Consider the following 24,695-nt stretch of genomic DNA (forward strand, 5'->3'; position numbering starts at 1 on the left):
TTGCGAGTTGAAAAAGTCTAATGATTCTATGAATACACCTAACTTTTTCAACTAACTACAAATGTGTTGCACTTGGGATTTGAATCTGCGTATTGTAATAATCAGGGTATGTGAAAAATGTATATATTTAAAACTTCTACTCGCTGTTTATTTAAAAAGATTGGAGTCCATTGATGGATTTACTCAAGATCACACAAACCCGCTATACCACTAAAGCCTATGATCCTAGCAAGAAAATCCCGGCAGAACAGTTCGAGCGCTTATTAGAAATTTTGCGTCTGGCACCCTCTTCGATCAATATTCAGCCTTGGCATTTTTTTATTGCCGATCATGATGCCGCCAAACAGCGCATTGCCAAAGCCTTGGTCGGTACTTATGCCTACAATGCACCCAAAGTTCTGGATTCATCCCATACCATTTTATTCTGCACCAAAGCTGATATTAATGAGTTGCATCTGGAAAACTTATTGAACCGCGATGATCTTAGTGGCCGTTTTAAAGATGAATCAGCCAAAGAAGGTCAGAAAAACACCCGTGCAGGTTATATTCATTATTATCGCAATGAAAAAGGTGATATTCAGCGTTGGGCTGAAAACCAGACCTTTATTGCACTCGGTCAAATACTCTTGGCTGCCGGAATTGAAGGGGTTGATGCCACACCAATTGGCGGCTTTAATGAAGAAATTATAAGTGAAGAATTACAACTCGCAGAACAGGGCTTGATCCCCTCTGTATTGCTGACTTTAGGCTATCGCAGTGAAAATGATTTCAATGCCAAACTGCCTAAATCACGTCTTGCCGCTGAAGATATTTTCACCAAACTGTAAGGAATTTATGCTATAAAAGAGGTCAAGCGCCCCTTTCCATGTCAATTCGGGCCTATTTTTTGCTTTATTTAATTTACATCTAATAGAATAACAATAGAGGTCATCTATGTCGCTCCTTACATCCAAATCCCTGAAATTTGAATGCCATCATTGCGATAAAATTTATCTCCAGCACTATAAAGAGCAACAGCATCGTTATCCGCACTGTCCAGACTGCCAACAGTCCGGTTTATTGCTTGGACTGGCCGAAGCAGGTGACCTGCTCCGACATCCGATTGAATTTGCATCCTCTTATGTCAAGCAGACATTGCATAAGCTAGGCAAATCACACTAGTCAAGCCTAGCAGTAATCCTAGAGTACTTGCAGGTTTGAGCCGTTCTTTAAAGAATACCAGACCTGCTATCACACCAAATACCACCACCAGAATATTCATGCCGGCAAAGACGATCGCCGGTGAATCCTTGAGCAGCATATGGGCTTTGACATAGAAAGCAATATTGGCAAAATTCAGGATACCCAATAACAGACCAGCGCCGATATTCTGCATCGAGCCCAAGCTTTTATATTTGAGTAACAGATAGCCCATCGAAATGATCAGAGCGCAAACAAACATCAGATTCAGCGCCACCGCGAATTGGAGGCCCAGACTGGTTGTATATTTCAACAATACATCAATCAGTGCATAACCGACCCAGACCAAGCCCAGATACAACATTCCCTGACTGCCCTGTCCTGTACTTTGTCGATGTGAAAACAGGATGCACAGCACTGCTCCAATACCTAAAGCGATCCCAAGTATTTTCAGCTGATTAAACTGTTCCTGAAAAATGAAATAGGCTGCAGCCAGTGACAAAACTACAGAAAGTCGCTGGGCAATTTCGGTTTTTAAAATTCCAGCCGTTTGCAAAGCCTTGGCCAAAAACAGGAATACGCTCGGAAGCAAAACACCCAGAGCCAGAATAAGCAGCCAAGGCGTCTGAGACATTGAAATATGTTGAATATCAGGCTTGAACCAGAAAAAACACAAGAGACTGGCTGTCATATAGTTCCAGCTAATCATGTGTATCGGACTCAAGCCCTTATTTTTAGCGACTTTTAATAATATTGAGACCACAACGCTGCATAGCGCTGCTGCGAAAATCAGTTCCATATGCTGCTCTTATTCTTGATATTTATGAGTCTACAAAAAAGCCCACATTTGCAGTGGGCTTTTTTTATAAATAATTCACTGGGAATTATTTATAGTGTGACACCATTTTCTCTAAAGAAATTGGGCGAATCTTGTCTGCATTACCTGCAGTACCAAAAGCTTCGTAACGATCGATACAGATTTGCTTCATTGCATCTACAGTTGCGCTGAAGAATTTACGTGGATCGAATTCGCTTGGTTTTTCTGCCATCATACGACGCATTGCACCGGTAGATGCTAAACGCAAGTCAGTATCGATGTTAATCTTGCGCACACCGTGTTTGATCGCTTCAACCAGCTGTTCAACCGGAACACCGTAAGTTTCCTTGATGTCGCCGCCATACTGGTTAATCACTGCCAACCATTCTTGTGGCACAGAGCTTGAACCGTGCATGACAAGATGTGTGTTTGGAAGTGCTGCGTGAATTTCTTTAATGCGGTCAATCGCAAGAATATCACCTGTAGGTGGACGCGTGAACTTGTACGCACCGTGTGAAGTACCTACTGCAATTGCAAGCGCATCAACATTGGTATCAGCAACGAAGCTACGCGCTTCTTCAACTGAAGTCAGGAGTTGAGAATGATCCAGTACGCCTTCTGCGCCTACGCCATCTTCTTCACCCGCCATACCTGTTTCAAGGCTACCCAAACAACCGATTTCACCTTCAACAGATACGCCACACGCATGTGCCATTTGAACTGTACGGCGAGTCACATCAACGTTATATTCATATGAAGTTGGTGTTTTACCGTCTTCACCCAGTGAACCGTCCATCATTACTGATGAAAAGCCTAACTGGATTGAACGTTGACAAATGTCAGGGCTGGTACCGTGGTCTTGATGCATTACCACTGGAATATGTGGCCATTCTTCAATTGCAGCCAAAATTAGGTGACGCAAGAACGGAGCGCCTGCATATTTACGCGCACCCGCAGATGCTTGTACGATAACAGGTGAATTGGTTGCATCTGCTGCAAGCATAATTGCACGCATTTGTTCTAAGTTGTTTACGTTAAATGCTGGTACGCCGTAAGCATGTTCGCCGGCGTGATCCAAGAGCTGGCGCAATGAAATAAGAGCCATAATATCCTCCCAGTGAATGCCACATATTCTACATGTTCAAAGGTTTCAATTCAGCAACAAATAACACTATTTAAAAAAAATCCCTGCATTTGCAGGGATTTTGTGTCACATTAACCGGATTAAGGTGCTACAGGCTCTGAAGTCGCAGCAACTGACTCGTCTGCAGTCGCTTCGTCGGCTGGCGCATTGGCAACTTCAGCTGGAATATCGGTATTTTTTTCATCTAAAATTGGCTGGTCAATGGCATCAATGGCAGCTTGCTGTTCTGGAGTTACAGCCTGATCTGCCACGGCTGCCGAGCTTTCTGCTTCAGCTTCTGGTGCACTTTCCTGTTTTGCACACGCAGTCAATGCCAGAGATGCTGCTAATAATACTGCAATAGTTAACTGTTTCTTCATCACGTATTCTCGTCATTTGGTGATTTAATGACTGCATCTTATGACAGATTTATTGCATTTTAATGACGAAGCCATGAAGGGTAAATTTTCACTGTCAAAAAAATGACATAAAAAAAGCTGGCACTGGGCCAGCTTTTTAGCTTAGGACATACAATTAAGCACGTTCTAGAAGTACTGCAACAGCAGGAAGGGTTTTACCTTCAACGAATTCAAGGAATGCACCGCCACCCGTCGAGATATAACCAATTTTGTCAGCCACTTCATATTTATCAATCGCAGCAAGTGTATCCCCACCGCCCGCAATCGAAAAACCTTCCGATTCAGCAATTGCTAAAGATAAAGTTTTAGTCCCTTCACCGAATTGATCTACTTCAAATACGCCGACCGGGCCATTCCAAAGAATGGTTTTAGAGGTTTTCAGGATTTCTGCAAATGCTTTCGCAGTTTCTGGACCTACATCTAGGATCATGTCGTTGTCAGCAACATCTGCAACGTTTTTCACCGTCGCTTTCGCAGCAGCCAATGAACCCAAGAAATCTTCAAAGTTAATTTCAGAGGCATCTGTAACGACTACGTCAGTTGGAAGTGGAACTGATACTTTTGCAGCAATGGCTTTTGCTGTATCGATTAGATCCTTTTCACACAGTGATTTGCCCACGTTATAGCCTGCCGCAGCAAGGAAAGTGTTGGCAATACCGCCACCAACGATCAATTGATCACAGATATCAGAAAGTGAGGTCAAAACGTCAAGTTTGGTTGAAACTTTAGAACCTGCAACAATCGCCACCATTGGTTTTTCTGGAGTTTTCAGTGCACGGCCAAGCGCATCCAGTTCAGCTGCCAATAAAGGACCTGCTGCTGCAACTTTCGCTAAACGCGCTACACCTTCAGTAGAGGCTTCTGCACGGTGCGCTGTACCAAAGGCATCCATTACAAATACATCACACAGCGCTGCATATTTTGCTGCAAGTTCAGGATTGTTTTTCTTCTCGCCGACGTTAAAACGACAGTTTTCAAGCAGAACGACCTGACCTGGCTGAACATCAACGCCATCTAAATAGTCAGTAAACAGTTTTACTTCTTGGCCCAAAGCTTCAGTCAAGTAAGCCGCTACAGGAGCAAGTGACTGTTCAGCTTTAGGCTCACCTTCAACCGGACGACCCAGATGAGAATACACCATGACTGCAGCGCCTTTTTCTAGTGCTGCTTTAATCGTTGGCAATGCTGCACGAAGACGCGCATCGCTGGTGATCACACCATTTTTAACAGGAACGTTTAAATCTTCACGGATCAGAACACGTTTACCTGCTAAATCGAGGTCAGTCATACGCTGAAAGTTCATGTAGAGCTCACTTTATAGATATTAAAACCAGGCGATTTTAAATGATTATGCAGAAAAAGGTTAGCATCTTTTGCAGAAAACATTATGAATGCCAAAGTTTTGTTATGATAGAAAAAAGCCTCTTTTAGATTCAGTCCCTATGTCGATACATCCTGATCCAAATCTTAACCGTTTGAACGTGTTAGGTGAGCCTTTGTCCAGCTGTTGCTTCGATCCGATTACCGGATATTTCCGCAATGGCTTTTGCCATACTGCGACCACCGATCTGGGCCAGCATACGGTTTGCGCGCAAATGACCTCAGAATTTCTGAATTTTTCTCAAAAAGTCGGTAATGACCTGATTACGCCTTTGCCCGAACTGGATTTCCCGGGCCTGCAACCTGGCGATTTCTGGTGTATCTGCGTAACGCGCTGGGTCGAAGCCTATGAAGCGGGTCAAGCACCTCCAATCAAGCTGCAAGCCTGTCACAAAGCTGTTCTGGCGTATGTACCGTTAAATATTCTTGAGGAATATGCTGTCTAATGAATTCTGCACAGATTATCTTGGCATCGTCCAGTCAAACCCGCAAAGCGCTGATGGATCGTCTGCATATTAATTATATTTCCCTGGTACCGGATATTGATGAATCTCCTCGCGGGGAAAATCACGCAGATGATCTGGCACAACGACTGGCTTTTGAGAAAGCCAGATATATTGCTGAACAAAATCCAGAAGCGATTGTGATCGGCTCAGATCAGGTGGCATGGCGTGAAGGTGCGCCGGATATTTTTATTGGTAAACCGTTAACGACTGAAAAGGCCATTCGCCAGCTACAAGCCAACTCGGACAAGATTGTCTATTTTAGTACTGCGCTCAGTGTGCAGCAGCTATCGACCGGTTTTGAACAAAGTCTGGTTGAACACTATAAAGTCAAGTTCCGCAAACTGTCTCAGGTCGAAATCGAGCGTTATGTCGAAATTGAACAACCTTTGCATTGTGCAGGCAGTTTCAAATGTGAAAGCCTCGGTATCAGCTTGTTTGAAGAAATGATCGGACAAGATCAGACCACGCTGATGGGCATGCCAATGATCAAGCTCTGTCATATTCTTCGTGAATTAAAAATTTTGGTTCCTTAATCTCTCCCTTTAAATTCAGGCTTTACTCTATGTCTCAACCTTTAGACGTACTAGGCGGTATTACCGCTGAACAATTCCTTAGCGAATACTGGCAAAAGAAACCTTTACTGGTGCGTAATGCAATGCCTGAAATCGCCAGTTTGCTTGAACCCAATGATGTGATGGAACTTGCGCTTGAAGAACATGTCACTGCCCGTCTCATCAAGCAGAAAGATCGTGATCCGAATCAATGGAGCGTGAAATCTTCACCTTTGCTCAAGGCAGATTTCCAGAAAATGCCAAAACTCTGGACACTTTTGGTTCAGGCTGTAGATCACTATTCATTTGACCTGTCGGCACTTTGGAAAAAATTCCCATTTATTCCACAATGGCGTCGCGATGACATCATGGTGTCTTATGCACCGCAAGGCGGTTCAGTCGGCAAGCATTTCGATTTCTATGATGTGTTTCTGGTACAAGGCTATGGCCATCGTCGCTGGCAGCTTGGGCAAATGTGTGATACCGAAACTCCATTTGTTCCGGGTCAACCGCTTAAATTATTGCCTGAAATAGAAGTGAACTTTGATGAAGTCCTGGCACCTGGCGACTTGCTCTATGTACCGCCCGGTCTAGCTCACTACGGCGTAGCTGAAGATGACTGCCTGACTTATTCATTCGGTTTCCGTATGCCAAATGTCAGTGACATGATGGATCGTGTCGGGGATAAATTCTCTGAAAATGAAACGCTGCGTAACCCATTGCTGGATATCATCCGTGATCAAGTCGGTGCCATTGGCGAAGTCAGCAGCAATGAGCTGGAATATCTGAAAGAACACATCATGCAGCAACTGCATAATTCCAATGTTCTCGAAGATGCCATCATGAGCTTGATGTCCGAACCTAAATATCCTGAAAACCTGCCTGAAGCAGAAGAAATCGGTACAGGTGATCTGGAAGAAGCACTTGATCAGGGTTATAGCCTGATGCTCGAACCTGCGTCACGCCTACTCTATACTGAAACAGACGGCGATGTTTTGTTCTGGGCTAATGGTGAAGGTGTGTGCATCTCTGAGGCATTCACTGCAAAACTCAAACAGCTTGCAGATGGTGAAGCGTTGTTATTCGGTGAAGACTTCGCTGATGAAGAAATTCTGGAAGATGTTGCGGCATTATTAAATGAAGCCGTGTTAATGCTGGTTCCACCTGCTGACGACGAGTAAGCTTTCCAAGGCTCTATTTAAGCAATAATTTTAAGAGGATCACATGATCCTCTTTTTATTTTCTACTAAAATTCTAGTTACTTAAGGCTGATACAGCTCTAATACAACACGAATCAACGTATCTCCTTGTTCAGATTCAATCTGGAACAATCCTCCCATGCGCTCAACCCGCATTTTCATGCTGCGCATTCCAATACTCAGACCATTTTTTTGCACCATGTCAGCATCGAAACCGATGCCATTATCCTGAATGCTTAAAGTAAGCTGATGTGGCTGGGAATATTCCAGACTGACTTTTACCTGACTGGCCTGACTATGCTTAATGATATTGGTCAGACTTTCTTCGACTACTCGGATCAAGGTCAAACACTGTAATGCCGTCGGTTCACGCTGCCAGACTTTTGGAAATGACCATTCAACTACAATCCCCATTTCTTCCATCAGCTGGGTAAAACGATAACGTACCGGTGCGATCCAGAGTACCGGCGTTTGTGGGACTTTATTTTCAATAGATGAACCACTGTCAATGATTTGTCTGAGATCATCTCTGAGCAGTTTCAGCATGGAAAGAAACTGCTGTTTAGAAACTGTTTCGCTACTTTGATCCACCAGAATCATGGAACGGACAATAGACCCTCCCAACCCGTCATGCAGTTCATGTGACAGATTAATCCGCTCTTGCAGACGAACATTCGTCAGCTCCAATTGATGTTTATCGCTCAGGCTTTTATTCAGGTCAGCACTGACCTGCTGGACTTTACGTTCTAACTGGGTATTAAATTTTTCGATTTTCCTGACATTACGATTCAGGCGTGTGCCCATAATCAGCACGACAAACAAGGTAATAATTGGTGAGGTATAGGGAGATAAAGGTGAAAATTCATTGATCTTGGTTTGGTTCAACATGATCAGGTCGATGACTACACACAGCAGAATTCCCCAGAGACACAGCATCAGGAAGAGATATTCTCCATTTCGGGTTTTGATGGCCTGATAGCTGATATACACAGTACAACTGACAAAGAGCAATACATAGATGATAAACACTCCGCCCAGTACCTGCTCCAGATAATCCAAGAGACTGATCATAACCAGTAAGCTGGACAGAATACTGACCAGAATAAATCCTCGCTCCAACTGCTTAAATTTCTGTTTTACAAAGCGGATTAGATACAGACAAAAACAATGGATATAGGCAATAAAAAAAAGCATATTGGCTTTAGCTGCCGAAATCGTGGAGCGAAATGGAAAATTTTCTGTAGTCAAAACATTGGAAATAAACAGAATCCACAACAGTGAACTGAGTGCCAACCAGCCAAAAGTGGTTTCTGAACGCCGGAATAACCAGATAATGAAACAGATCAGCCCAATCGTGGCAGAGAAAATCATATTGATCTGAAATACAGTACGACGATCCCAGATTTTTTCCAAATACTGCTGGCTATTCACCAGCACATTATTAAATTGAATGTTGCCCAGGCCCGCGCTTTGGAAACTGTAGCCATTTACGTAAATCAGGATTTCATTACTGTCTTTACGCAAACCGCTAATCGGGAAAACCCAGTAACGCGGCATATTCCAGCTTTTTGACAAGGGCTCTTGCAAGTTCCGGTCAGACCAAAGCAAGTCACCATTCAGGAACACGGCACCTGCCGAATTAATATAATCAATAGAAAAGGCAACCGGTTCTGCAAGGCGGATGTTGTCCTGACATGACCAACGCCAGACGATCTTGTACCAAGCACCCCCATGATAACTCTTCCAGTTGTTCTGCCAGTTATCCGGCAAACGTACGCTTTGCCAGCCCGATTTCGGCATCTCGGTAGGATCCTGAGCCTGAACCTTCTGAATATAGTCGATCTTCACCTGACAAAGATCATTAATCTGAAAATGGCTTTGTGCCTGACTCATCCTACAGAACAGACAGAGCCAGATGCACAGGACAAAAACGCCCATCCATTTCAGTCGCTGCTGCTTGCTACTTCTGGAACAGCCAGATGACATTACAGAATTCCCAAGTACCGTGCGGTACTGACTGCCTTAGTACGTTTACTGACCGAAAGTTTCCGGTAAATATGCTTGATATGACTTTCGACGGTATAGCGCGACACATAGAGCTGCTCGGCAATTTCACGATTACTCAGACCTTGCGCAACCAAGGACAGGATTTCCTGCTCACGCTGTGTCAGCATTTCCTGATCCGCAGCTGACCTGTTTTGCTCTATTGTTGCTGAAATGGTGGGAATAGAAATCTGTTTTAAAATTTCACGAGCAACAAAGGGATCAATCGGTGCACCGCCACGCAAAATACTGCGAATAGCCAAGGCGACTTCCACATCATCGCGCTCTTTAAGCACATAACCGGTCGCACCAGCCTGAATTGCGCTAAACAGACTATCCTGTGTACTCCAGGCAGACACCACTAGAATCAGCGCTTGTGCGTCCTGTTCGCGGATTTTTTCAATAATTGAAATGCCACTTCCATCCGGTAAACCCAAATCTACTAAGGCCAGTGCAATCGGCTGTTGCTGCAAAACGGCATATGCTTCTTTCACCGTATTGGCAAATAACAGAACGTCATCCTGATAACCTAGATTGCTTAATATGATTTTTAAACGGCGCTGGATGACATATTCATCTTCAACGATTAATACTGGTACTGGCAAGACTGCCTCCGATGCTGTCATAAGCACGCCCCTTATATTTATTTTTATATATCCCCTTTAAGATTAAAATATAAACAAAATCACACTAAAAATCATGATTTATTTATTTTTTATTATCTGAAGTTTTAAGCAGCGAGAAACGCTTACGCCCGTTTTCCATATCATAGACATAAAAAATGCCATCTGTTTAGCAGATGGCAGTTCAAGATAGAAAATCTTTTGAAGTTATACGAGCTGTCTACTTTAAGCAGTACCGTATTGCTGTTTTAAATATTTCACAATCTCAGCCGATTCAAACATTTTGGTATCTGTATTTGGATCGACCAGATAGGGAAGCTGAATATTATTTCCCATCATTTCAAACAAATGTTCACGCTTACCGCCTGGTAGTGGTTCATATTTTCCCGGTTTTAAACGCAATTTGGCCGGTCCATAATCTTGCCAGCGCTCTTTAGCGACATTATGAAAAACAAACGGCACTTCCAGTTCACTCAAAACGGCGCGTACAATTCGGGTATAAGGACTGGCCTCAAAGCCCCATAATTCTAATAACAGTTCAGGTGTTGGCCGATCCTTAATCTTGGGATTCACCATTCCGCCGCGTAAACCATTGAGGACGGTTCCCGCAATTGCAGCCACTGGAATTTTAGGATAGTGAGCATATTTCTTGGGAGTTTTGCCAGTTTTGCCATAATGCTTGAACAGATGATCGATAATATCCTGAGACTCATAGAGTCGATCACCGGTATTTTCATCAACTAAAAAAGGAAATTGCAGTTTTCCACCCAATTGCTGCACCTCAGGACGGAAATGAGTACCCCCTCGTGGACATGGATAAACTTCATAATCCAGATTTAGCAAGGTCATGACTTCACGCACCCGACGACAAAATGGTGAACCCTCGTATTCATAGAGCTTCAAGGCTTTTTCAGGCTGATTTGGAAACGGTGTACCCACCATCCCACGTCCACCTTCAGCGATTGAAGAGGCCAAAGCTTGTACAACTTTAATTTGATGACTCAACATAGTATTTTCCTATTTTTGTTTTATATGAATGAAAGACAGAATCTAGGCATCCTGTCTTTCAGGGTACAGATAAGTTTTGTTGTTATTCTTTCATGCAGAAATGCAGATTCCGGCCGATTAAGCCACTAATGCTGTTTTAGACACCACAATACCATTATTGTCTGCATAGACATACTCGCCTGCATTAAACGTGACACCACCAAAACAGAGAGAGATATCAACTTCACCCACACCCTTGCGGTTGCTCTTTTGCGGAATAGCCGCCAATGCATGCACACCAAGATCAAGTTCAGCAATCGCATCGACATCACGAACGCAACCATAAATAATTACGCCATTCCAGTGATTTTTTACCGCTGATTCTGCAATCAGGTCACCCATCAAGGCACAGCGCATGGATGCACCGCCATCTACGACCAGGACCTTGCCTGTTCCATCTGTGGCCAACAACTCTTTCACCCGCGAGTTATCTTCAAAACATTTTACTGTCACAATCTGACCGCCAAAGGTTTTGCGCGCCCCATAACTCTTAAAAAATTTACCGTCCAGGCAAGGTGTCACCACCTGAAGCTCTAATTCTGGATGATCATCTAACAAGTCACAGGTAACAAATGCTGCTGTAGACACGGTGTTTTCCCCTCATTTCATTTTTTGTATGCGTAAATTATCATAAATTTCAAATTTTACCGTCTGAGTTAGCGCGGCCTCGACCATAGTATGAGCCACCTGATCGGCTGTCACTGGCTTATAGGCAAAACTATCTGGAATAAAACGCGATACTTTGTGGTAAACCTGCTGCGCGATATCTTCCAAAAAACGCTGCTCTGGACGTTCACCAATGAGCAATGAAGGTCGAATCAAACTGATTCTGTCCAAGGACAATGTTTGTATATATTCTTCCAGTTCACCTTTGACCCGATTATAGTAAAAATGCGATTGGGAATCGGCACCCATTGCGCTTAGCAAAAGATAATGGGCTGAGGTTTGCTGTAACAGCTCTGCAAAGTGAGCATTTATGGTATAGTCAATACTATAAAATGCCTGTTTGGATCCGGCTTTTTTCATGGTGCTGCCCAGGCAGCTAAAACCATGGCTATGCTTACTAACATCCTGATCATTCAACATCAGGAAATCTTCCAGTACCAGTTGTTGAACTTTATCCAAAGCATCCAGATCATTTTGATGTTTTCTGACCACTGCAGTAATCTGCTGGCAAGTCGGCTCATCTTGCAAACGTTTTATCAGTTGTTTTCCCACCAAGCCGGTGGCACCTATCACGATGGGATGAGTCAGTGATTTAGTCATTTTTTATACGATCTCCTAGGTGGAATACTAATCTAACGTTTTCTTTAGAATTTTTCTGCATCTAAAATGTTGTCAAAGCATGTCAAGACTTGACTTCGGTGCTTAGTTTAATCAAAATATGGCACTTGTTTACGGGCTGGTGATAATTCCTCTGATGTTGGTTTTCAGTTGAGTTTCAGCCCGCCCAGACCAATCTATTTCAAGGAGTGCACGAGTGGCAAACTCTGCTCAAGCTAAAAAACGTGCTCGTCAAAACGTTAAAGCACGCAAACACAACGCAAGCTTGCGTTCTATGGTTCGTACCTATCTTAAACGTACATTAGCTGCTATCAGCACTAATGACTATGCAGTTGCTACTGAAGCGTACAAATCGCTTGTTCCAGTAATCGACCGTATGGCTGACAAAGGCATCATCCATAAAAACAAAGCAGCTCGTCATAAGAGCCGCTTGAACGCGCAAGTTAAAGCACTAGCTTCTAACTAATCGCAAATGAAAAAAGCCCTTTTTAGGGCTTTTTTTGTGTCTGGAATTTGAAGAAACTAAAAAATATAATGACTCATTCAGAAAAATAATTTGTTTAGACAACACTCATCCAGTCAATGCGATACTGTGAGATAAAAACCTGAATCTCCCTCTCTTTTAGATTATTGATCTTTATCCATAGAGGATGGCGAAGTGGTTTTATCCTGTTTCGTATTGTCAGTGTCCCGCTTTTGACATGCGGTTAAACCCAGAATCGCGATCAGGCTAAAAATTGTGATAATTTTCATAGTTTTTCCTCAAGATGAATATTTCTATATTTATTAAGCATAGATAATTTTTATACTTACATTATTGAATTTTCACCCTATAAATGTAAAAGAAGCAGTTTAGAATTTATTTTTATCGTTTTAGACTGACTTTTATTGAATGGTCAATATGAAAGGCCACACCATCTTCATAATTCCTAACTCCCCAATAAAAAACTCAACTGCTGCGAACAATTGAGTTTTGAAAGAATATTTTCATTTAAGAAAGTTGGGAACGTTTAAAATCAGCAATATCCAGTTCATGTACCTGACCGCGCCAGATCCATTTCAGCTTAGATTCCAAGAATACATCACCCTCAAACCAGACAAACAGACCTTCCATCATTTTCGGCCAGTCTTCCCGACTGACATCCTGACGCCCTGACATCACCGCAATCATCGCTGCCAGAATAGTGTCGTGGCTAACGGCCAAACTTAGCCCATATTTATTTTGTGGATGGGTGTTGTAAATCAGTTCTAGTACATCCACTACGCCATGAATCGGCTGTTTCATCCCCGGCAAGGCATTATTGACAAAACTGTTAATAAAACCGAGCGCACCTTGCTTGGCAAAATAAGGCCCTGCTTTTTGAATATCCAGCACAAAGCTGCCAGGCTCCACTAGAAGTCCCTGTTCAATAATTTCAATACGATGGGTATTCTGCTCAGGGGTAACCGCATCTGCCCCCTCAATCATCAATGCAGCGGTATCAATACAACGCTGAATCGGACTTGAAATACAGTGATGAATCACACGATTGGTTTGATCAGCCAGATAAGCCCCCCACTCTTGCGCCAGATCCCGCCCCTGATTGGTCAGTTGCAGATCATAGCCTGCCAAACCTTGACCCGGAACCTCCTCACGAATCGAATGCCGTGTGAATAAGGTGACAGGCGTTTGTACATCAGGCAATAAATCAATTGCACTCAACATACTCGGTGGAAGCAGTTTCAGGGACACGTTACAGCCAACTCTGGATTGGTAATAGGTTAAGCACCACTATAACACGCTCAGAATTTTGCTCAATGCTCGGCCTGCATGTCAGACACTGCCTGCAATGCAATAATTTTCATATCATTATTTTTATAAGCAATGAATCCACCGTTCAGCAAGGTATCCCGATGATTATAAATAAATGGACGGCCTTCTAAATCAACCAGACCACCACCAATCCGTTCGAGCATACATTGACCAGCGCTGGTATCCCATTCCGAGGTCGGATGAAAACGTGGATAGATGTCTACCTGATCTTCCAGCATCATGCAAAATTTATAAGCGCTGCCCGCTTTAAATTCGGTGTAGTCAGTGAGCTTAGCCAGACTTTGCAAATACTCGGTATATTTCGGTTTCTGCTGGCTACTTTGGCTCAATCCTACAGCAATCGTTTTAGTAGTTTCAAGCATTTCATAAGCAAACCATGTCATCTTTTGGATATCATATTTATAAGGCAAGCCCTGCTCAGGACAGAAATAAATCAGTTGCTGCTCCGGAACCGCCAATATGGCAAAAGTGGTCAAACTGCCTCTGACTAGACTCAAATTAATGGTAAATTCGGGGCGCTGGTGCAGAAATTCCTTGGTACCATCTAGCGGATCCAGTAACCAGAATTCTGACCATGAGCGGCGTTCATGTTCCTGTCCTTCTTCAGACAGTAAAGGCAAACTTGAAATCTCTGCCAAAGCTTGGGTCAGATAAGTATTGACCCGAAAATCTGCCTGAGTCACCGGAGAATTATCATTTTTTTTGATGACATCAAAAGCCGCACCAGAACAATAACGCTGATATTCTTCTCGCAAAATTTCACAGGCTTGTGTCAAAATGGGCACAAACTGCAAAATCATTGGATCTTGTGGTGCTGCTGTTGCTTTAAACATAGAAAACCTAAATATGTCAAAATGCTCTGAAAAACCTACCATAATTTTCGATATGGATGGCACTTTACTTGATCTTGCCTACGACGATTTCATCTGGAACGAGTTATTGCCTGTGCGTTATGCTGCCACACATGGCTGTAGCCTGGAACACAGCCAGGCGACACTCTATGCATTCTATCAGGAACATAATCATACCTTAAACTGGTACTCTTCACGCTTCTGGACGGCTAAAGTCGAAGTCGATGTTCTGGCGATGCAAATTGAACATAAAGATAAAGTCGCCTTACGCCCTCATTGTCTCGAATTGCTCGATTATCTTAAAAATAATGGTTATCCAATCTGGCTGGCCACCAATGCTGACTGTGCGGGTCTAGCATTTAAACTGGATCATTTAAATTTAAGAGATTATTTCGATGTCATCGTCAGCTCAGAGACCATCGGACACGCCAAAGAATTTATCGAATTCTGGCAAGGCCTAAATGCATTGCATCCATTTGATCCTACGCATGCTTATTTTATTGATGATACCGAAAAAGTCCTGAATGGCGCTCAAGCCTATGGCATTCAGAATCTGTTGAGCATCCAGCAGCCCTCTTCAGCCAAAGTAGCACGCCAGACTTGTAATTACCCGATGCTGCACCAATTAACAGATTTAATCACTCATTTAAATCAGGCTGAGGTAGAAAAAAAATATGCGTAAATCGTCTTTACCCGAAGATGCGGTAGGCATGCGTATAGACAAATGGCTGTGGGCAGCACGGTTTTTTAAAACCCGATCGATTGCCAAACATGCAATTGAAGGTGGCAAAGTCCATCACAATGGTGAACGTGTCAAGGTATCACGCGAAGTCCGTGTCGGTATGGAACTGACGATTCAGCAAGGCATCGACAAAAAAACCGTGCTGGTTAAGGAACTTTCTGATGTTCGTGGACCTGCACCCGTGGCACAAAAACTGTATGAAGAGACCGAAGTCAGTATTGCGCGCCGGGAATTGATTACGTCACAAAGAAAGTTGCATAATCTAGCTCGTCCCGACCATCGTCCAAGCAAGAAAGATCGTCGTGACATCAGTAGATTTAAAAATGAAAATAGTCAGAATTTCGATCAGTCATGGTCCTATAATGACGAATAAATTTAAGCGTCAGAATATGTCGTACATGCGCTGACTTTTATAGAACACTAGGGAAAATTCTGTCACTATACACCTGTGGAACAAAGCTCTAATTTAAGACATCCACTTGAGTACTAACTTAGTGACATCGTATTGAGGTTGTAAGATGGATGAGAATAAAAACAAGGCGCTCAACGCTGCCTTAAGCCAGATTGAAAAACAGTTTGGTAAAAATACAGTTATGCGTCTTGGTGACAATACCGTTCAGGCAGTTGAAGCTGTGTCTACAGGTTCTTTAACGCTGGATATCGCGCTCGGTATTGGTGGTTTGCCTAAAGGTCGTATCGTCGAGATCTATGGTCCTGAATCTTCAGGTAAAACCACGATGACCCTGCAAGCGATTGCAGAGTGTCAGAAAGCAGGCGGTACATGCGCATTCATCGATGCGGAACATGCACTTGATCCTCAATATGCGCGCAAACTGGGCGTAGATATCGACAACCTGCTGGTATCGCAACCCGATCACGGTGAACAGGCACTTGAAATCGCAGACATGCTGGTACGCTCTGGCGCGATCGACATGATCGTTGTCGACTCTGTTGCTGCATTGACTCCGCGCGCTGAAATTGAAGGCGAAATGGGTGACTCGCATATGGGTCTGCAAGCCCGTTTGATGAGCCAGGCACTGCGTAAAATTACCGGTAATGCCAAACGCTCAAACTGTATGGTAATCTTCATTAACCAGATTCGTATGAAGATTGGCGTCATGTTCGGTAGCCCGGAAACCACAACTGGTGGTAACGCACTGAAATTCTATGCCTCTGTTCGCTTGGATATCCGTCGTATCGGTCAGGTGAAAGAAGGCGATGAGATTGTTGGTTCTGAAACCAAAGTCAAAGTCGTGAAAAACAAAATGGCGCCTCCGTTTAAAGAAGCTTTATTCCAGATTCTTTATGGCAAAGGTGTTAACCATCTAGGTGAATTGATTGACCTTGCTGTACAGCAAGAAATCGTGCAGAAAGCTGGTGCGTGGTATTCTTATCAAGGCGACAAAATTGGCCAAGGTAAGAACAACACCATCCGTTATCTGGAAGAGCATAAAGAAATGGCTCAGACGATTGAAAAACTGATTCGCGACCAGCTTCTGACTAAAGCAGTGGTTGTTGAAGAAGACGATAGCAAGGAAGAACCTGACTTTTTAGATGCATGATCTTATTAGATGGGTCATCTTTAAACATCAAGACACAGCGCCCTCCGGGGCGTTTTGTTATTATATAGGGAATCTAAAATCCGAGAGAATAATGTCAGACGCGAAATTCAGCAAACTGCTCGATTATGAAACTTTAAAACAGCAATTTGGTGATGCTGAAGATCAAGCTCAACCTGCAAAAACTACGATTCAGGAAACTCCTGAATTTGATCCTGAAGAGCTTTCGTTTTCCTCTACCCCAACTCAGGATGAGAAAAAACCAGGACTGACTGGCTCACGCTTACGTTCTTATGCCTTTGCCATACTGACGCGCAAGGAATATTCCAAAGCCGAACTGATAGAGAAATTAGCACTCTATGCAGAACATCGTGATGAAGTCATTAACTTAGTGGAAGAACTGTCTCGTGAGAACTATCAAAGTGATCAGCGCGTGGCGGAAACCATGTTGTCGAGTCAAAAGCGTAAAGGTAAAGGCCCCAATCAAATTAAAATGAAACTCAAGAGCAAAAAGATTGATGCTGCCCTGATTTCAGAAGAACTCAAGGAAACTGATTGGGTGCAGCAAGCCTATGAACTAAAAGTCAAAAAATATGGGACTGAAGTTACTAAAGACCCCAAGCTCAAAGCCAAACAGATCCGTTTTCTAATGTATCGTGGTTTTGAAATGGATGCGATTATCAAGGCCATTAACCGTAAAGCAGAAGATTAATTCTTATCTTCCTGGAAAGCCTTAATACACATATAAGTATATTGGTTATTTATCCAATATTAGTTGCAAAATAAAGCACGACATAAAATAATGAAAATTTAATCATTAAAACAATAAGATAATGCTATTTGACGATATTGGAAAAGGAATGAGCTTTGAAATTTGAGAATAGAAAACTGCGAATTCGCATTGTTATTATAATAATAAAAATATGGTGGCAACCCTACCAGCAAAGCTCCGGCACATCATAGTTCTATTACCGTTGCTACCTTCCGGTCCTGGCGGGGTTCATAGAGTACAATTGCGAAGTAACCAGCAGGGCTACCATTACAAAAACAGAGTATAGAGATTTTTAATCAAGTTGCAAGCCTTGTTTCCTAAAATCATCCTTCAAGCTATCCGTTTGATTATTTTAAAAACAATATTGATATTTCTGCTGATTTTTAAGGGATCTTCACAATCAATCCATCAACACTCAGATTCACATGATCTTTGTAAAACCTTGTTGCATTTTCTAAAAATGCCGTTTTTAATGTGTGCAATGTATATGAATGATCTACTTTGAAAAGATGAGCAGCGGATCCGCATCTCACAAAGAATTATGGAAATTTTATGATGTTTAAAAAGACCGTATTGTGTGCAGTGACAGCACTCTTTACCACGCCTCTATTTGCCAATATTCCGATTGAATCGCGTGGCTTGAGTCAAGCTACGAATCAAACCACAGTAAATACCTCAGCAGCAATTGCGGCTGGTGCAACTCCAGCAGTTCAAACCAATACCAGCTGGCAAATCATGCAAAAGAACCAGCAACTCGAAAATGACCTGCGGATTTTGCGCGGTAAAATGGAAGAACAGGAAAATGAGATTGAACGGCTCAAGAATGAACTGACCAATCGTTATGCCGATCTCGATCAGCGTCTTGAACTGTTGCAGCAAAAAATTGAACCTGCTGAAGACAATCCAACGGAGGAAAACCCACAGGATACTGCACCCAGCCTAAGCGCAAATAAGGTCAATACAGCAAGCAGCGGACAGCAACCTGCTGAGCTGGAAAAAGCCGCTTATACCGTGGCTTTAGATGCTTATAAAAATGGCGGTGCAGCCAAAGCCATTGCCCCGATGCAAAACTTTATTAAAAACAATCCGAATAGCGTTTATATCAGCAATGCTTATTTCTGGTTAGCGGAATTCAATCTGGCGATTGACCCACCAAAATTTGCTGAAGCGAAACGTAATTATCTGATTGTCGTTGACCGTTACCCAAATTCCGCGAAAGCATCCACTGCCCTGTATCAGCTTTATAACATCAGCAAAGATGTCGAAAAGAATGCTACGCTTGCTTCACAATATAAAACAAAGCTACTGAAGAATTATCCGAAAGCTGAGGAAATTAAATTTCTTAAGTAAAATAGAAATTCCCAAAATAAAAAAGACACCTTCAGGTGTCTTTTTTATTACCTCAAACATTTAGCGCACAATGCCGCGCTTCGACTGTTCAAGAGAGTCAATTAGACGTTGTACTTCAGCCACTTCCGGCAAAATTCCTGTACGGATCTGCTCGATTGCTTCCTGAGTTGTTAAACCTGATTTATAAATCAGTTTAAAGGCATCACGTAAACCGCTAATCACTGTCTTTGACCAGCCTTTACGACGCATACCTTCAATATTCATGGCAAATGCATGCGCAGGATTACCTGAAACCATCACATAAGCCGGTACATCTTTCAGAATCAGTGATGCACCACCAATCATGCTATAAGAATCAATCTTACAGAACTGATGAATGCCTGAGTTTCCGCCAATGACAACGTAGTCCCCGACATGCACATGTCCAGCCACACCGACGTTATTGGCAAAGATATTATAATCCCCGACCATACAGTCATGTGCAATATGAGTATTGACCATGAGCAGGTTATGACTACCAATCTTGGTCAGGCTCTGGTCCTGAACCGTGCCACGATGCAGACTGCAATGCTCACGAATCTTGTTGTGATCGCCAATCTCAAGCCAGGTTTCTTCACCGGCATACTTAAGATCCTGACATACCTCGCCTACACTGGCGAACTGGAAAATTTCATTATATTCACCTATACGCGTATAGCCACCCACCACCACGTGTGAATGAAGTTTGCTACCCGCACCAATAGTGACATTTGGCCCGATAATACAATATGGGCCAATTTCTACATCAGCAGCAATGACTGCTGACGGGTCAATAATGGCAGTTGGATGAATAAGGGGATTATTGCTCATGCCTGCTCGACTTTTTGATGCGAAACCATAATTTCCGCGGTTGTTGCGACGACGCCATCTACAGTGGCAATACAATTATATTTGTAAATGCCCCGCTTTTGCATCACTAATTCAGATTTTAAAACCAATTGGTCACCTGCAACCACCTGTTTTTTAAATCTAACTTTTTCCGCACCAGCAAACAGGAACAAAGAACCTTCACTTGGCACTTCGTTATTCATCACAAAACCCAGAATTCCAGAGATTTGTGCCAGCGCTTCAACAATCAGTACACCCGGCATAATTGGATAATTCGGAAAATGGCCTTGTAAAAACTCTTCATTAATTGAGACGTTTTTATAACCAACAATGCCATTATCGGTAATTTCGACAACGCGATCAACCAATAAGAATGGATAGCGATGGGGCAAATATTCACGAATCTTTTGAATATTCATTGGCAATTCAGGCTTCGTGAATGTAAGCAAATTCGACTCTGTCATCATAATTATTTACGCAACTTAAATGTTGATTCAATGGACTCAATCTGAGATTGCATATGATCTAGTCGTTTGATCACCTGGGTCAATGGCACATCTGCTAATTGTCTGAGGCGAACCACAGTACGTTTCCATTTCTGGTTTTCAAACAGACCAATCCCCGATGAATATTTTCCAGCTTCAGAAATATTATTTGTCACCATTGACATTCCGGTCAACGTCACATTATCGGCAATATTTAAGTGTCCAGAAATCGCAGAGGCACCACCAATGATACAGTTTTTGCCAATTGAAACACTTCCTGCAACGGCAGTTTTTGCAGCAATGGCGGTATGTGCACCAATTTTAACGTTATGCGCGATTTGCACAAGATTATCAATGATTACACCCTGTTGCAAAATCGTATCATCCAGTGCACCACGGTCTACGCTACAATTTGACCCAATACGTACATCATCCTCAATGCGTACAGAACCTAATTGCGCAATACGGTGCCATTTCCCTTGATAAGGCGCAAAACCAAACCCTTCGCTGCCAATCACGCTATTGGCATGAATACGCACCCGATTACCAATTTTTGCTGCGCCGGTGAGGGTCACATGTGAGTCAATAAAACAGTCCTGACCGATCTCGACATCATCATCGATCTGCACATGCGCCTGAACAATCGTATTCGCACCCACGACACAATGCTCACCAATCACCACATAATGACCAATATAAGCATCGTCCGCAATCACTGCCGACGGGTGAATTTGGGCAGTACTTTCAATGCCGCGCTGGCGATGTTTTTTCTCAAATACATGCGTCAGAATCGCAAAAGCCAGATAGGGATTTGCCACAACAATAAAGTTTTGATGTGAAGTTATCTGTTGTTTTAGTTCAGCCGTGACAATTAAAGCACCTGCCTGACTTTGATTGGCCTGCTCTACATATTTATCGGCATTTACAAATGCAAGATCTTGTGAGGTCGCTTGCTCAAGACTGGCCAAAGCGCTCAAACGCAAATCTGTCTGACCTATGCACTCGCCCTGAACCAGGCGAGCGAGATCAGCTAACTGAAGCTGTTGATGATTCATTGATTATTTAATTGCATTAACCTTTTGAATCATTTTATCAGTTAAATCATATTTAGCATCATAAGCAAGTGCTGAATTTTTATTTAAAACCACATCGAGGTTGTTTTCTCTACGCAATTGTTCAGCAATTTGCTTTACTCGTGCATCAAATACAATTCGGATCTGCTGAATCGAGCTTTGAACATTCGTCTGTACAGATTGTTGTAACTGATTCAATTCTTGCAGCTTAGCCTGATATTCCGCAGACATTTTCTGTTTTTCAGTCTCACTGAGCTTAGTATTGGATTGAGCACGTTGCTGCAAAGCTTCCAGCTCTTTGCTGAGTTGCTCAATCTTGGTGGTTTGTGGCTGAATTTTTTGCTGAAATGCCGTGTTTTGTTGTTTCAGATAAGTACTACCTTCAACCACACGCTCCAAGTCAATTACCCCCATACTGGCCGCTTGAGTTAAAGGTGCAACACTTGCCAAAGCCAGGCTCATTGCCATAATCATTTTTTTCATATTCTTACTCATTCAAAAAAATTTGCTCACAAAACCTGCAGGCTTTATGAGCAAAATTTAGTTTCTAGGTCAAAACGATTTTAGAAAGTACGTCCAATTTCGAACTGGATGTTTTTAGTATCATCACCGTCTTTTTTATTCAACGGATAAGCATAGCTGAGTGATAATGGGCCAATCATGGTGATCCAGGTGAAACCAGCACCAACGCTATAACGCATATTGCCAGCATCAAAATCAAAGTTGTCTTTACAGTATTGACGTAAGTCAGCAGATTGTGAAACATCACAATTTGTGTCAAAAACTTGTGCACCTTCTGCAAAGAGAACCGGACGGACTTGACGTGCCCAATCCCCTTTAAATGGCACTGGAAGTACCAGCTCAGTACCAAATTGCACTAGAGCATTACCACCCACTTCCTCCGGATCAAAGTTGCTTAAGCCCGCATTTTCTGCATAGACACTGTCATACTTTGGACCTAGAGTACTGTTCTCATAACCACGAACTGAACCGAAACCACCAGCATAGAAATTCTTGTAAAATGGCAGGTCATTACCATAACCCAACTTACCATAACCGCGCAGGACAAAATCTTTGCCTAATGGGAAAAATGCCTGAGCGTCATAAGTGACTTTTTGATACTCGACATCACTGCCTGGCAATGCAATTTCAGCATTCACACGATGTGACATGCCCGTTGTCGGGAACATTGGACGGTTTAAAGTATTATAAGACCAGCCCAAGTTTAAGTTATAAGTTAAATACTCGCCTTGAAATCTGTCTGGTTTTGACACTGTTGTACAAGGATTAGCATCATCTATACAATAAGGACTCTGGCCTATTGATTTACCATCATTAGCTAAAAGGTAGTCACGAACATAGGTGGATACACCATTACCAGTGGTTACTTCAGTCTGATCAACATTCAGACCCAAGCTGACACTCTGGTTTTCATCAATTGGATAACCAAAGTTAATCCCACCACCAAAACTGTCTGTCACATAGTTGTTGACGTTATAGTCATCATCCAGCTTGGTTTTACGGTAATACATGTTATAACCGCGACGCACACCATCAATGGTGAAGTACGGGTCCATCACGCTCAAGTTATAATAATCTTGAGTTTCAGAACGCGACAAATCGATTGAAACACTATTACCGGTACCCAAGAAGTTGGTCTGGCTTAAGCCTGCCTGGAAAGTCACACCACCACTTTGCGAGAAACCGACAGCCAAAGTACTAGTACCTGAATGCTGCTCTTCAACGGCAACATTCAAGTCCACCTGATCTGGTGCACCCGGAATACGTGCAGGTTTGATATCGACAGTTTTAAAGAAACCGGTACGCTCTAGACGGACCTTAGACAGGTCAATTTTTTCATTACTGGCAAGCGCACCTTCCATTTGGCGCATTTCACGACGTAATACTTCATCTGCAGTTTTCGTATTGCCAGTGAAATTAATACGTCTTACCGTAACTTGCTGACCCGGATTAATATAATAATTTAGATCAACCAGTTTGGTTTCGTTGTTAATTTGAGGAACAATATTGACTTCTGCATAGTAATAACCTGCATTACCATACTTACGCTGCAATAACTGCTTAACCGCGTTGACTTTTTCCTGCGAATAAATTTCGCCTTCTTTGAAAATTTGTAAAGCCTGTAATTCTTCAGTCTTATAAAGCGCATCACCTAAATATTTGGTTTGACCAAATTTAAATTGCTCGCCTTCATCCACAGAAACTTCGATAAAAACATTCTTTTTATCTTCACTTAAGTTCAGGCTGGAATTGGTAATATTAAAGTTGATATAACCGCGATTTAGATACATGGCACGCAAAGCTTCCAGGCTTGCCGCCATCTTTTCACGTGCATAACGGTCATTACGCGAAATGACCGAACTCCAGCCACTTTCTTTTACTGCAAAGGCCTGCTTGATATCAGACTCTTTAAATACAGTATTCCCGATAATATTGATATCGAAAACTTTGGCCGCTTTACCTTCAATAAAATCAATCAGCAATTCAACACGGTTATTTGGTCGAGGCGTCGTGGTGACCGTAATATCGGCATCATAACGACCTTGCTGCATGTATTGCTGTTCAAGTTCAGTCTCAATGGTTTGTAGCGCTGATTTTTTCAGCACTTCGCCTTCAGCCAGACCCATTTTTTTCAGGCCTTCTTCAAGTGCTTCCTTAGGAATCAGCTTATTGCCTTTCAATTCGATTTTCGAAATGACCGGGCGTTCAACAACTTGGAAAACCAAAGTATTGCCTTGCTGAACGGCTTTAATGTCATCAAACAGGCCTGATGCATACATGCTACGAATTGCATTGGCAATGACTGGATCATTGACCCGATCACCACTGTTAATCGGCACTAGGCCATACACATTGTCAGGAGTTAAACGTACTAATCCATCAAATTTTATATCTTGTACAATGAATTCATCTGCTGCATATACTTGTTGTGCTACTGCCATTGCACTAACGAGTGCCAGAGGCATAAATAAATGTGTGTGCTGCATGCCA

The 24,695-nt window shown here is 42.7% G+C and carries 28 protein-coding genes and 1 other RNA gene; 11 read left to right on the forward strand and 18 right to left on the reverse strand.

Going from position 1 to position 24,695, the window contains the following annotated elements:
- Nucleotides 1-173 precede the first annotated feature (173 nt).
- Nucleotides 174-827 carry an oxygen-insensitive NAD(P)H nitroreductase gene (gene nfsB, locus NI469_RS10995; protein ID WP_253175191.1) on the forward strand — a complete coding sequence of 218 codons (654 nt, stop codon included), beginning with the start codon at nt 174-176 and terminating at the stop codon, nt 825-827.
- Nucleotides 828-933: 106 nt separating this feature from the next.
- Nucleotides 934-1,161 carry a hypothetical protein gene (locus NI469_RS11000; RefSeq protein ID WP_004646744.1) on the forward strand — a complete coding sequence of 76 codons (228 nt, stop codon included), beginning with the start codon at nt 934-936 and terminating at the stop codon, nt 1,159-1,161.
- Here NI469_RS11000 and NI469_RS11005 read toward each other — a convergent pair.
- From NI469_RS11005 to NI469_RS11020, 4 genes are all read right to left on the reverse strand, one after another.
- Nucleotides 1,124-1,978, reverse strand: coding sequence for an EamA family transporter (locus NI469_RS11005; RefSeq protein ID WP_253175193.1), 855 nt, complete (start codon nt 1,976-1,978; stop codon nt 1,124-1,126). The genes NI469_RS11000 and NI469_RS11005 overlap by 38 nt on opposite strands.
- An 85-nt stretch (nt 1,979-2,063) precedes the next feature.
- Entirely contained in the window at nt 2,064-3,101 is a 1,038-nt protein-coding gene (fba, locus tag NI469_RS11010; RefSeq protein ID WP_004279853.1) for a class II fructose-bisphosphate aldolase, read from the reverse strand.
- A 119-nt stretch (nt 3,102-3,220) separates the two neighbouring features.
- On the reverse strand, nt 3,221-3,499 hold the full coding sequence (locus NI469_RS11015; RefSeq protein WP_004729831.1) for a hypothetical protein: 279 nt from the start codon (nt 3,497-3,499) through the stop codon (nt 3,221-3,223).
- Nucleotides 3,500-3,653: 154 nt separating this feature from the next.
- Entirely contained in the window at nt 3,654-4,841 is a 1,188-nt protein-coding gene (locus NI469_RS11020; RefSeq protein ID WP_071852145.1) for a phosphoglycerate kinase, read from the reverse strand.
- 139 nt (nt 4,842-4,980) lie between these two features.
- Here NI469_RS11020 and NI469_RS11025 point away from each other — a divergent pair, with 139 nt between their 5' ends.
- From NI469_RS11025 to NI469_RS11035, 3 genes are read left to right on the forward strand one after another with little or no spacing between them, the layout of a single operon-like run.
- A complete protein-coding gene (locus tag NI469_RS11025) occupies nt 4,981-5,364 on the forward strand; it encodes a DUF2237 family protein (RefSeq protein ID WP_004279857.1) in 384 nt (127 codons plus the stop codon).
- Nucleotides 5,364-5,957, forward strand: coding sequence for a Maf family protein (locus NI469_RS11030; RefSeq protein ID WP_253147017.1), 594 nt, complete (start codon nt 5,364-5,366; stop codon nt 5,955-5,957). Before NI469_RS11025 ends, NI469_RS11030 begins: the two co-directional genes overlap by 1 nt.
- Nucleotides 5,958-5,986: 29 nt before the next feature.
- Entirely contained in the window at nt 5,987-7,156 is a 1,170-nt protein-coding gene (locus tag NI469_RS11035) for a ribosomal protein uL16 3-hydroxylase (protein WP_071852146.1), read from the forward strand.
- Nucleotides 7,157-7,237: 81 nt separating this feature from the next.
- Here the strand turns inward: NI469_RS11035 and NI469_RS11040 are convergent, their stop codons facing one another.
- The 5 genes from NI469_RS11040 to NI469_RS11060 form a co-directional block, all read right to left on the reverse strand.
- Nucleotides 7,238-9,160, reverse strand: a complete 1,923-nt coding sequence (locus NI469_RS11040) for an ATP-binding protein (protein WP_253147018.1) — start codon at nt 9,158-9,160, stop codon at nt 7,238-7,240.
- Nucleotides 9,160-9,843 (reverse strand): response regulator, encoded by a 684-nt coding sequence (locus NI469_RS11045; protein WP_247143557.1) that lies wholly within the window; start codon nt 9,841-9,843, stop codon nt 9,160-9,162. Before NI469_RS11045 ends, NI469_RS11040 begins: the two co-directional genes overlap by 1 nt.
- Nucleotides 9,844-10,065: 222 nt before the next feature.
- Nucleotides 10,066-10,848, reverse strand: coding sequence for a glutathione S-transferase N-terminal domain-containing protein (locus NI469_RS11050; protein WP_004646733.1), 783 nt, complete (start codon nt 10,846-10,848; stop codon nt 10,066-10,068).
- Between the two features lie 117 nt (nt 10,849-10,965).
- On the reverse strand, nt 10,966-11,475 hold the full coding sequence (gene rraA, locus NI469_RS11055; RefSeq protein WP_004279866.1) for a ribonuclease E activity regulator RraA: 510 nt from the start codon (nt 11,473-11,475) through the stop codon (nt 10,966-10,968).
- A 12-nt stretch (nt 11,476-11,487) separates the two neighbouring features.
- Entirely contained in the window at nt 11,488-12,153 is a 666-nt protein-coding gene (locus NI469_RS11060; protein WP_253137844.1) for an NAD(P)H-binding protein, read from the reverse strand.
- A 214-nt stretch (nt 12,154-12,367) separates the two neighbouring features.
- Here NI469_RS11060 and rpsT point away from each other — a divergent pair, with 214 nt between their 5' ends.
- Complete coding sequence (gene rpsT / locus NI469_RS11065; RefSeq protein ID WP_004279868.1) at nt 12,368-12,637, forward strand: 30S ribosomal protein S20; 270 nt, start codon at nt 12,368-12,370, stop codon at nt 12,635-12,637.
- A 161-nt stretch (nt 12,638-12,798) separates the two neighbouring features.
- Here the strand turns inward: rpsT and NI469_RS15880 are convergent, their stop codons facing one another.
- From NI469_RS15880 to NI469_RS11075, 3 genes are all read right to left on the reverse strand, one after another.
- Entirely contained in the window at nt 12,799-12,924 is a 126-nt protein-coding gene (locus tag NI469_RS15880) for a hypothetical protein (protein WP_004729839.1), read from the reverse strand.
- Nucleotides 12,925-13,162: 238 nt separating this feature from the next.
- On the reverse strand, nt 13,163-13,903 hold the full coding sequence (locus tag NI469_RS11070; RefSeq protein WP_253175195.1) for a histidine phosphatase family protein: 741 nt from the start codon (nt 13,901-13,903) through the stop codon (nt 13,163-13,165).
- Nucleotides 13,904-13,965: 62 nt separating this feature from the next.
- Nucleotides 13,966-14,817, reverse strand: coding sequence for a 3'(2'),5'-bisphosphate nucleotidase CysQ family protein (locus tag NI469_RS11075; protein WP_253175197.1), 852 nt, complete (start codon nt 14,815-14,817; stop codon nt 13,966-13,968).
- Between the two features lie 13 nt (nt 14,818-14,830).
- On the opposite strand from NI469_RS11075, the gene NI469_RS11080 reads away from it, so the two are divergent.
- The 4 genes from NI469_RS11080 to NI469_RS11095 all read left to right on the forward strand — a co-directional run bounded on the left by NI469_RS11080 (nt 14,831) and on the right by NI469_RS11095 (nt 17,848).
- On the forward strand, nt 14,831-15,517 hold the full coding sequence (locus NI469_RS11080) for an HAD-IA family hydrolase (protein WP_180038586.1): 687 nt from the start codon (nt 14,831-14,833) through the stop codon (nt 15,515-15,517).
- Nucleotides 15,510-15,950: an RNA-binding S4 domain-containing protein gene (locus tag NI469_RS11085; protein WP_005246619.1), complete on the forward strand. Its 441-nt coding sequence runs from the start codon at nt 15,510-15,512 to the stop codon at nt 15,948-15,950. Before NI469_RS11080 ends, NI469_RS11085 begins: the two co-directional genes overlap by 8 nt.
- A 145-nt stretch (nt 15,951-16,095) precedes the next feature.
- Nucleotides 16,096-17,139, forward strand: a complete 1,044-nt coding sequence (recA, locus tag NI469_RS11090) for a recombinase RecA (protein WP_004279873.1) — start codon at nt 16,096-16,098, stop codon at nt 17,137-17,139.
- Nucleotides 17,140-17,230: 91 nt separating this feature from the next.
- Nucleotides 17,231-17,848, forward strand: a complete 618-nt coding sequence (locus NI469_RS11095; RefSeq protein WP_253175199.1) for a regulatory protein RecX — start codon at nt 17,231-17,233, stop codon at nt 17,846-17,848.
- Between the two features lie 221 nt (nt 17,849-18,069).
- On the opposite strand, the gene ffs is transcribed toward NI469_RS11095, so the two are convergent.
- Nucleotides 18,070-18,166, reverse strand: an RNA gene (ffs, locus tag NI469_RS11100) — signal recognition particle sRNA small type.
- Nucleotides 18,167-18,460: 294 nt separating this feature from the next.
- Here ffs and NI469_RS11105 point away from each other — a divergent pair.
- On the forward strand, nt 18,461-19,258 hold the full coding sequence (locus NI469_RS11105; protein WP_253175201.1) for a tol-pal system YbgF family protein: 798 nt from the start codon (nt 18,461-18,463) through the stop codon (nt 19,256-19,258).
- 60 nt (nt 19,259-19,318) lie between these two features.
- Here the strand turns inward: NI469_RS11105 and lpxA are convergent, their stop codons facing one another.
- The 5 genes from lpxA to bamA form a co-directional block, all read right to left on the reverse strand.
- Nucleotides 19,319-20,107 (reverse strand): acyl-ACP--UDP-N-acetylglucosamine O-acyltransferase, encoded by a 789-nt coding sequence (gene lpxA, locus NI469_RS11110; protein WP_004279876.1) that lies wholly within the window; start codon nt 20,105-20,107, stop codon nt 19,319-19,321.
- Nucleotides 20,104-20,589: a 3-hydroxyacyl-ACP dehydratase FabZ gene (fabZ, locus tag NI469_RS11115; protein WP_404976552.1), complete on the reverse strand. Its 486-nt coding sequence runs from the start codon at nt 20,587-20,589 to the stop codon at nt 20,104-20,106. The genes lpxA and fabZ overlap by 4 nt, the downstream gene beginning before the upstream one ends.
- A gap of 5 nt (nt 20,590-20,594) precedes the next feature.
- Nucleotides 20,595-21,665: a UDP-3-O-(3-hydroxymyristoyl)glucosamine N-acyltransferase gene (gene lpxD / locus NI469_RS11120; protein ID WP_195724816.1), complete on the reverse strand. Its 1,071-nt coding sequence runs from the start codon at nt 21,663-21,665 to the stop codon at nt 20,595-20,597.
- A gap of 3 nt (nt 21,666-21,668) precedes the next feature.
- Nucleotides 21,669-22,166: an OmpH/Skp family outer membrane protein gene (locus NI469_RS11125; protein ID WP_253147024.1), complete on the reverse strand. Its 498-nt coding sequence runs from the start codon at nt 22,164-22,166 to the stop codon at nt 21,669-21,671.
- Nucleotides 22,167-22,246: 80 nt separating this feature from the next.
- Nucleotides 22,247-24,691 (reverse strand): outer membrane protein assembly factor BamA, encoded by a 2,445-nt coding sequence (gene bamA / locus NI469_RS11130; RefSeq protein WP_253175202.1) that lies wholly within the window; start codon nt 24,689-24,691, stop codon nt 22,247-22,249.
- Nucleotides 24,692-24,695 lie beyond the last annotated feature (4 nt).

Origin of the sequence: Acinetobacter lwoffii, from assembly GCF_024129735.1 — a bacterium.
In the GTDB taxonomy this organism is placed as follows: domain Bacteria; phylum Pseudomonadota; class Gammaproteobacteria; order Pseudomonadales; family Moraxellaceae; genus Acinetobacter; species Acinetobacter lwoffii_H.

Excerpts from the sequence above, each read along its gene's own strand:
- NI469_RS11095 (WP_253175199.1), top strand. The coding sequence starts at position 17,231 with ATGTCAGACGCGAAATTCAGCAAACTGCTCGATTATGAAACTTTAAAA.
- NI469_RS11000 (WP_004646744.1), top strand. The coding sequence starts at position 934 with ATGTCGCTCCTTACATCCAAATCCCTGAAATTTGAATGCCATCATTGC.
- fabZ (WP_404976552.1), bottom strand. The coding sequence starts at position 20,589 with ATGACAGAGTCGAATTTGCTTACATTCACGAAGCCTGAATTGCCAATG.
- nfsB (WP_253175191.1), top strand. The coding sequence starts at position 174 with ATGGATTTACTCAAGATCACACAAACCCGCTATACCACTAAAGCCTAT.
- fba (WP_004279853.1), bottom strand. The coding sequence starts at position 3,101 with ATGGCTCTTATTTCATTGCGCCAGCTCTTGGATCACGCCGGCGAACAT.
- NI469_RS11075 (WP_253175197.1), bottom strand. The coding sequence starts at position 14,817 with ATGTTTAAAGCAACAGCAGCACCACAAGATCCAATGATTTTGCAGTTT.
- NI469_RS11080 (WP_180038586.1), top strand. The coding sequence starts at position 14,831 with ATGTCAAAATGCTCTGAAAAACCTACCATAATTTTCGATATGGATGGC.
- recA (WP_004279873.1), top strand. The coding sequence starts at position 16,096 with ATGGATGAGAATAAAAACAAGGCGCTCAACGCTGCCTTAAGCCAGATT.
- NI469_RS11035 (WP_071852146.1), top strand. The coding sequence starts at position 5,987 with ATGTCTCAACCTTTAGACGTACTAGGCGGTATTACCGCTGAACAATTC.
- NI469_RS11105 (WP_253175201.1), top strand. The coding sequence starts at position 18,461 with ATGATGTTTAAAAAGACCGTATTGTGTGCAGTGACAGCACTCTTTACC.
- NI469_RS11030 (WP_253147017.1), top strand. The coding sequence starts at position 5,364 with ATGAATTCTGCACAGATTATCTTGGCATCGTCCAGTCAAACCCGCAAA.
- NI469_RS11045 (WP_247143557.1), bottom strand. The coding sequence starts at position 9,843 with ATGACAGCATCGGAGGCAGTCTTGCCAGTACCAGTATTAATCGTTGAA.
- NI469_RS11015 (WP_004729831.1), bottom strand. The coding sequence starts at position 3,499 with ATGAAGAAACAGTTAACTATTGCAGTATTATTAGCAGCATCTCTGGCA.
- lpxA (WP_004279876.1), bottom strand. The coding sequence starts at position 20,107 with ATGAGCAATAATCCCCTTATTCATCCAACTGCCATTATTGACCCGTCA.
- NI469_RS11040 (WP_253147018.1), bottom strand. The coding sequence starts at position 9,160 with ATGTCATCTGGCTGTTCCAGAAGTAGCAAGCAGCAGCGACTGAAATGG.
- bamA (WP_253175202.1), bottom strand. The coding sequence starts at position 24,691 with ATGCAGCACACACATTTATTTATGCCTCTGGCACTCGTTAGTGCAATG.
- NI469_RS11125 (WP_253147024.1), bottom strand. The coding sequence starts at position 22,166 with ATGAAAAAAATGATTATGGCAATGAGCCTGGCTTTGGCAAGTGTTGCA.
- NI469_RS11025 (WP_004279857.1), top strand. The coding sequence starts at position 4,981 with ATGTCGATACATCCTGATCCAAATCTTAACCGTTTGAACGTGTTAGGT.
- lpxD (WP_195724816.1), bottom strand. The coding sequence starts at position 21,665 with ATGAATCATCAACAGCTTCAGTTAGCTGATCTCGCTCGCCTGGTTCAG.
- NI469_RS11020 (WP_071852145.1), bottom strand. The coding sequence starts at position 4,841 with ATGAACTTTCAGCGTATGACTGACCTCGATTTAGCAGGTAAACGTGTT.
- NI469_RS11050 (WP_004646733.1), bottom strand. The coding sequence starts at position 10,848 with ATGTTGAGTCATCAAATTAAAGTTGTACAAGCTTTGGCCTCTTCAATC.
- NI469_RS15880 (WP_004729839.1), bottom strand. The coding sequence starts at position 12,924 with ATGAAAATTATCACAATTTTTAGCCTGATCGCGATTCTGGGTTTAACC.
- NI469_RS11005 (WP_253175193.1), bottom strand. The coding sequence starts at position 1,978 with ATGGAACTGATTTTCGCAGCAGCGCTATGCAGCGTTGTGGTCTCAATA.
- NI469_RS11060 (WP_253137844.1), bottom strand. The coding sequence starts at position 12,153 with ATGACTAAATCACTGACTCATCCCATCGTGATAGGTGCCACCGGCTTG.
- NI469_RS11085 (WP_005246619.1), top strand. The coding sequence starts at position 15,510 with ATGCGTAAATCGTCTTTACCCGAAGATGCGGTAGGCATGCGTATAGAC.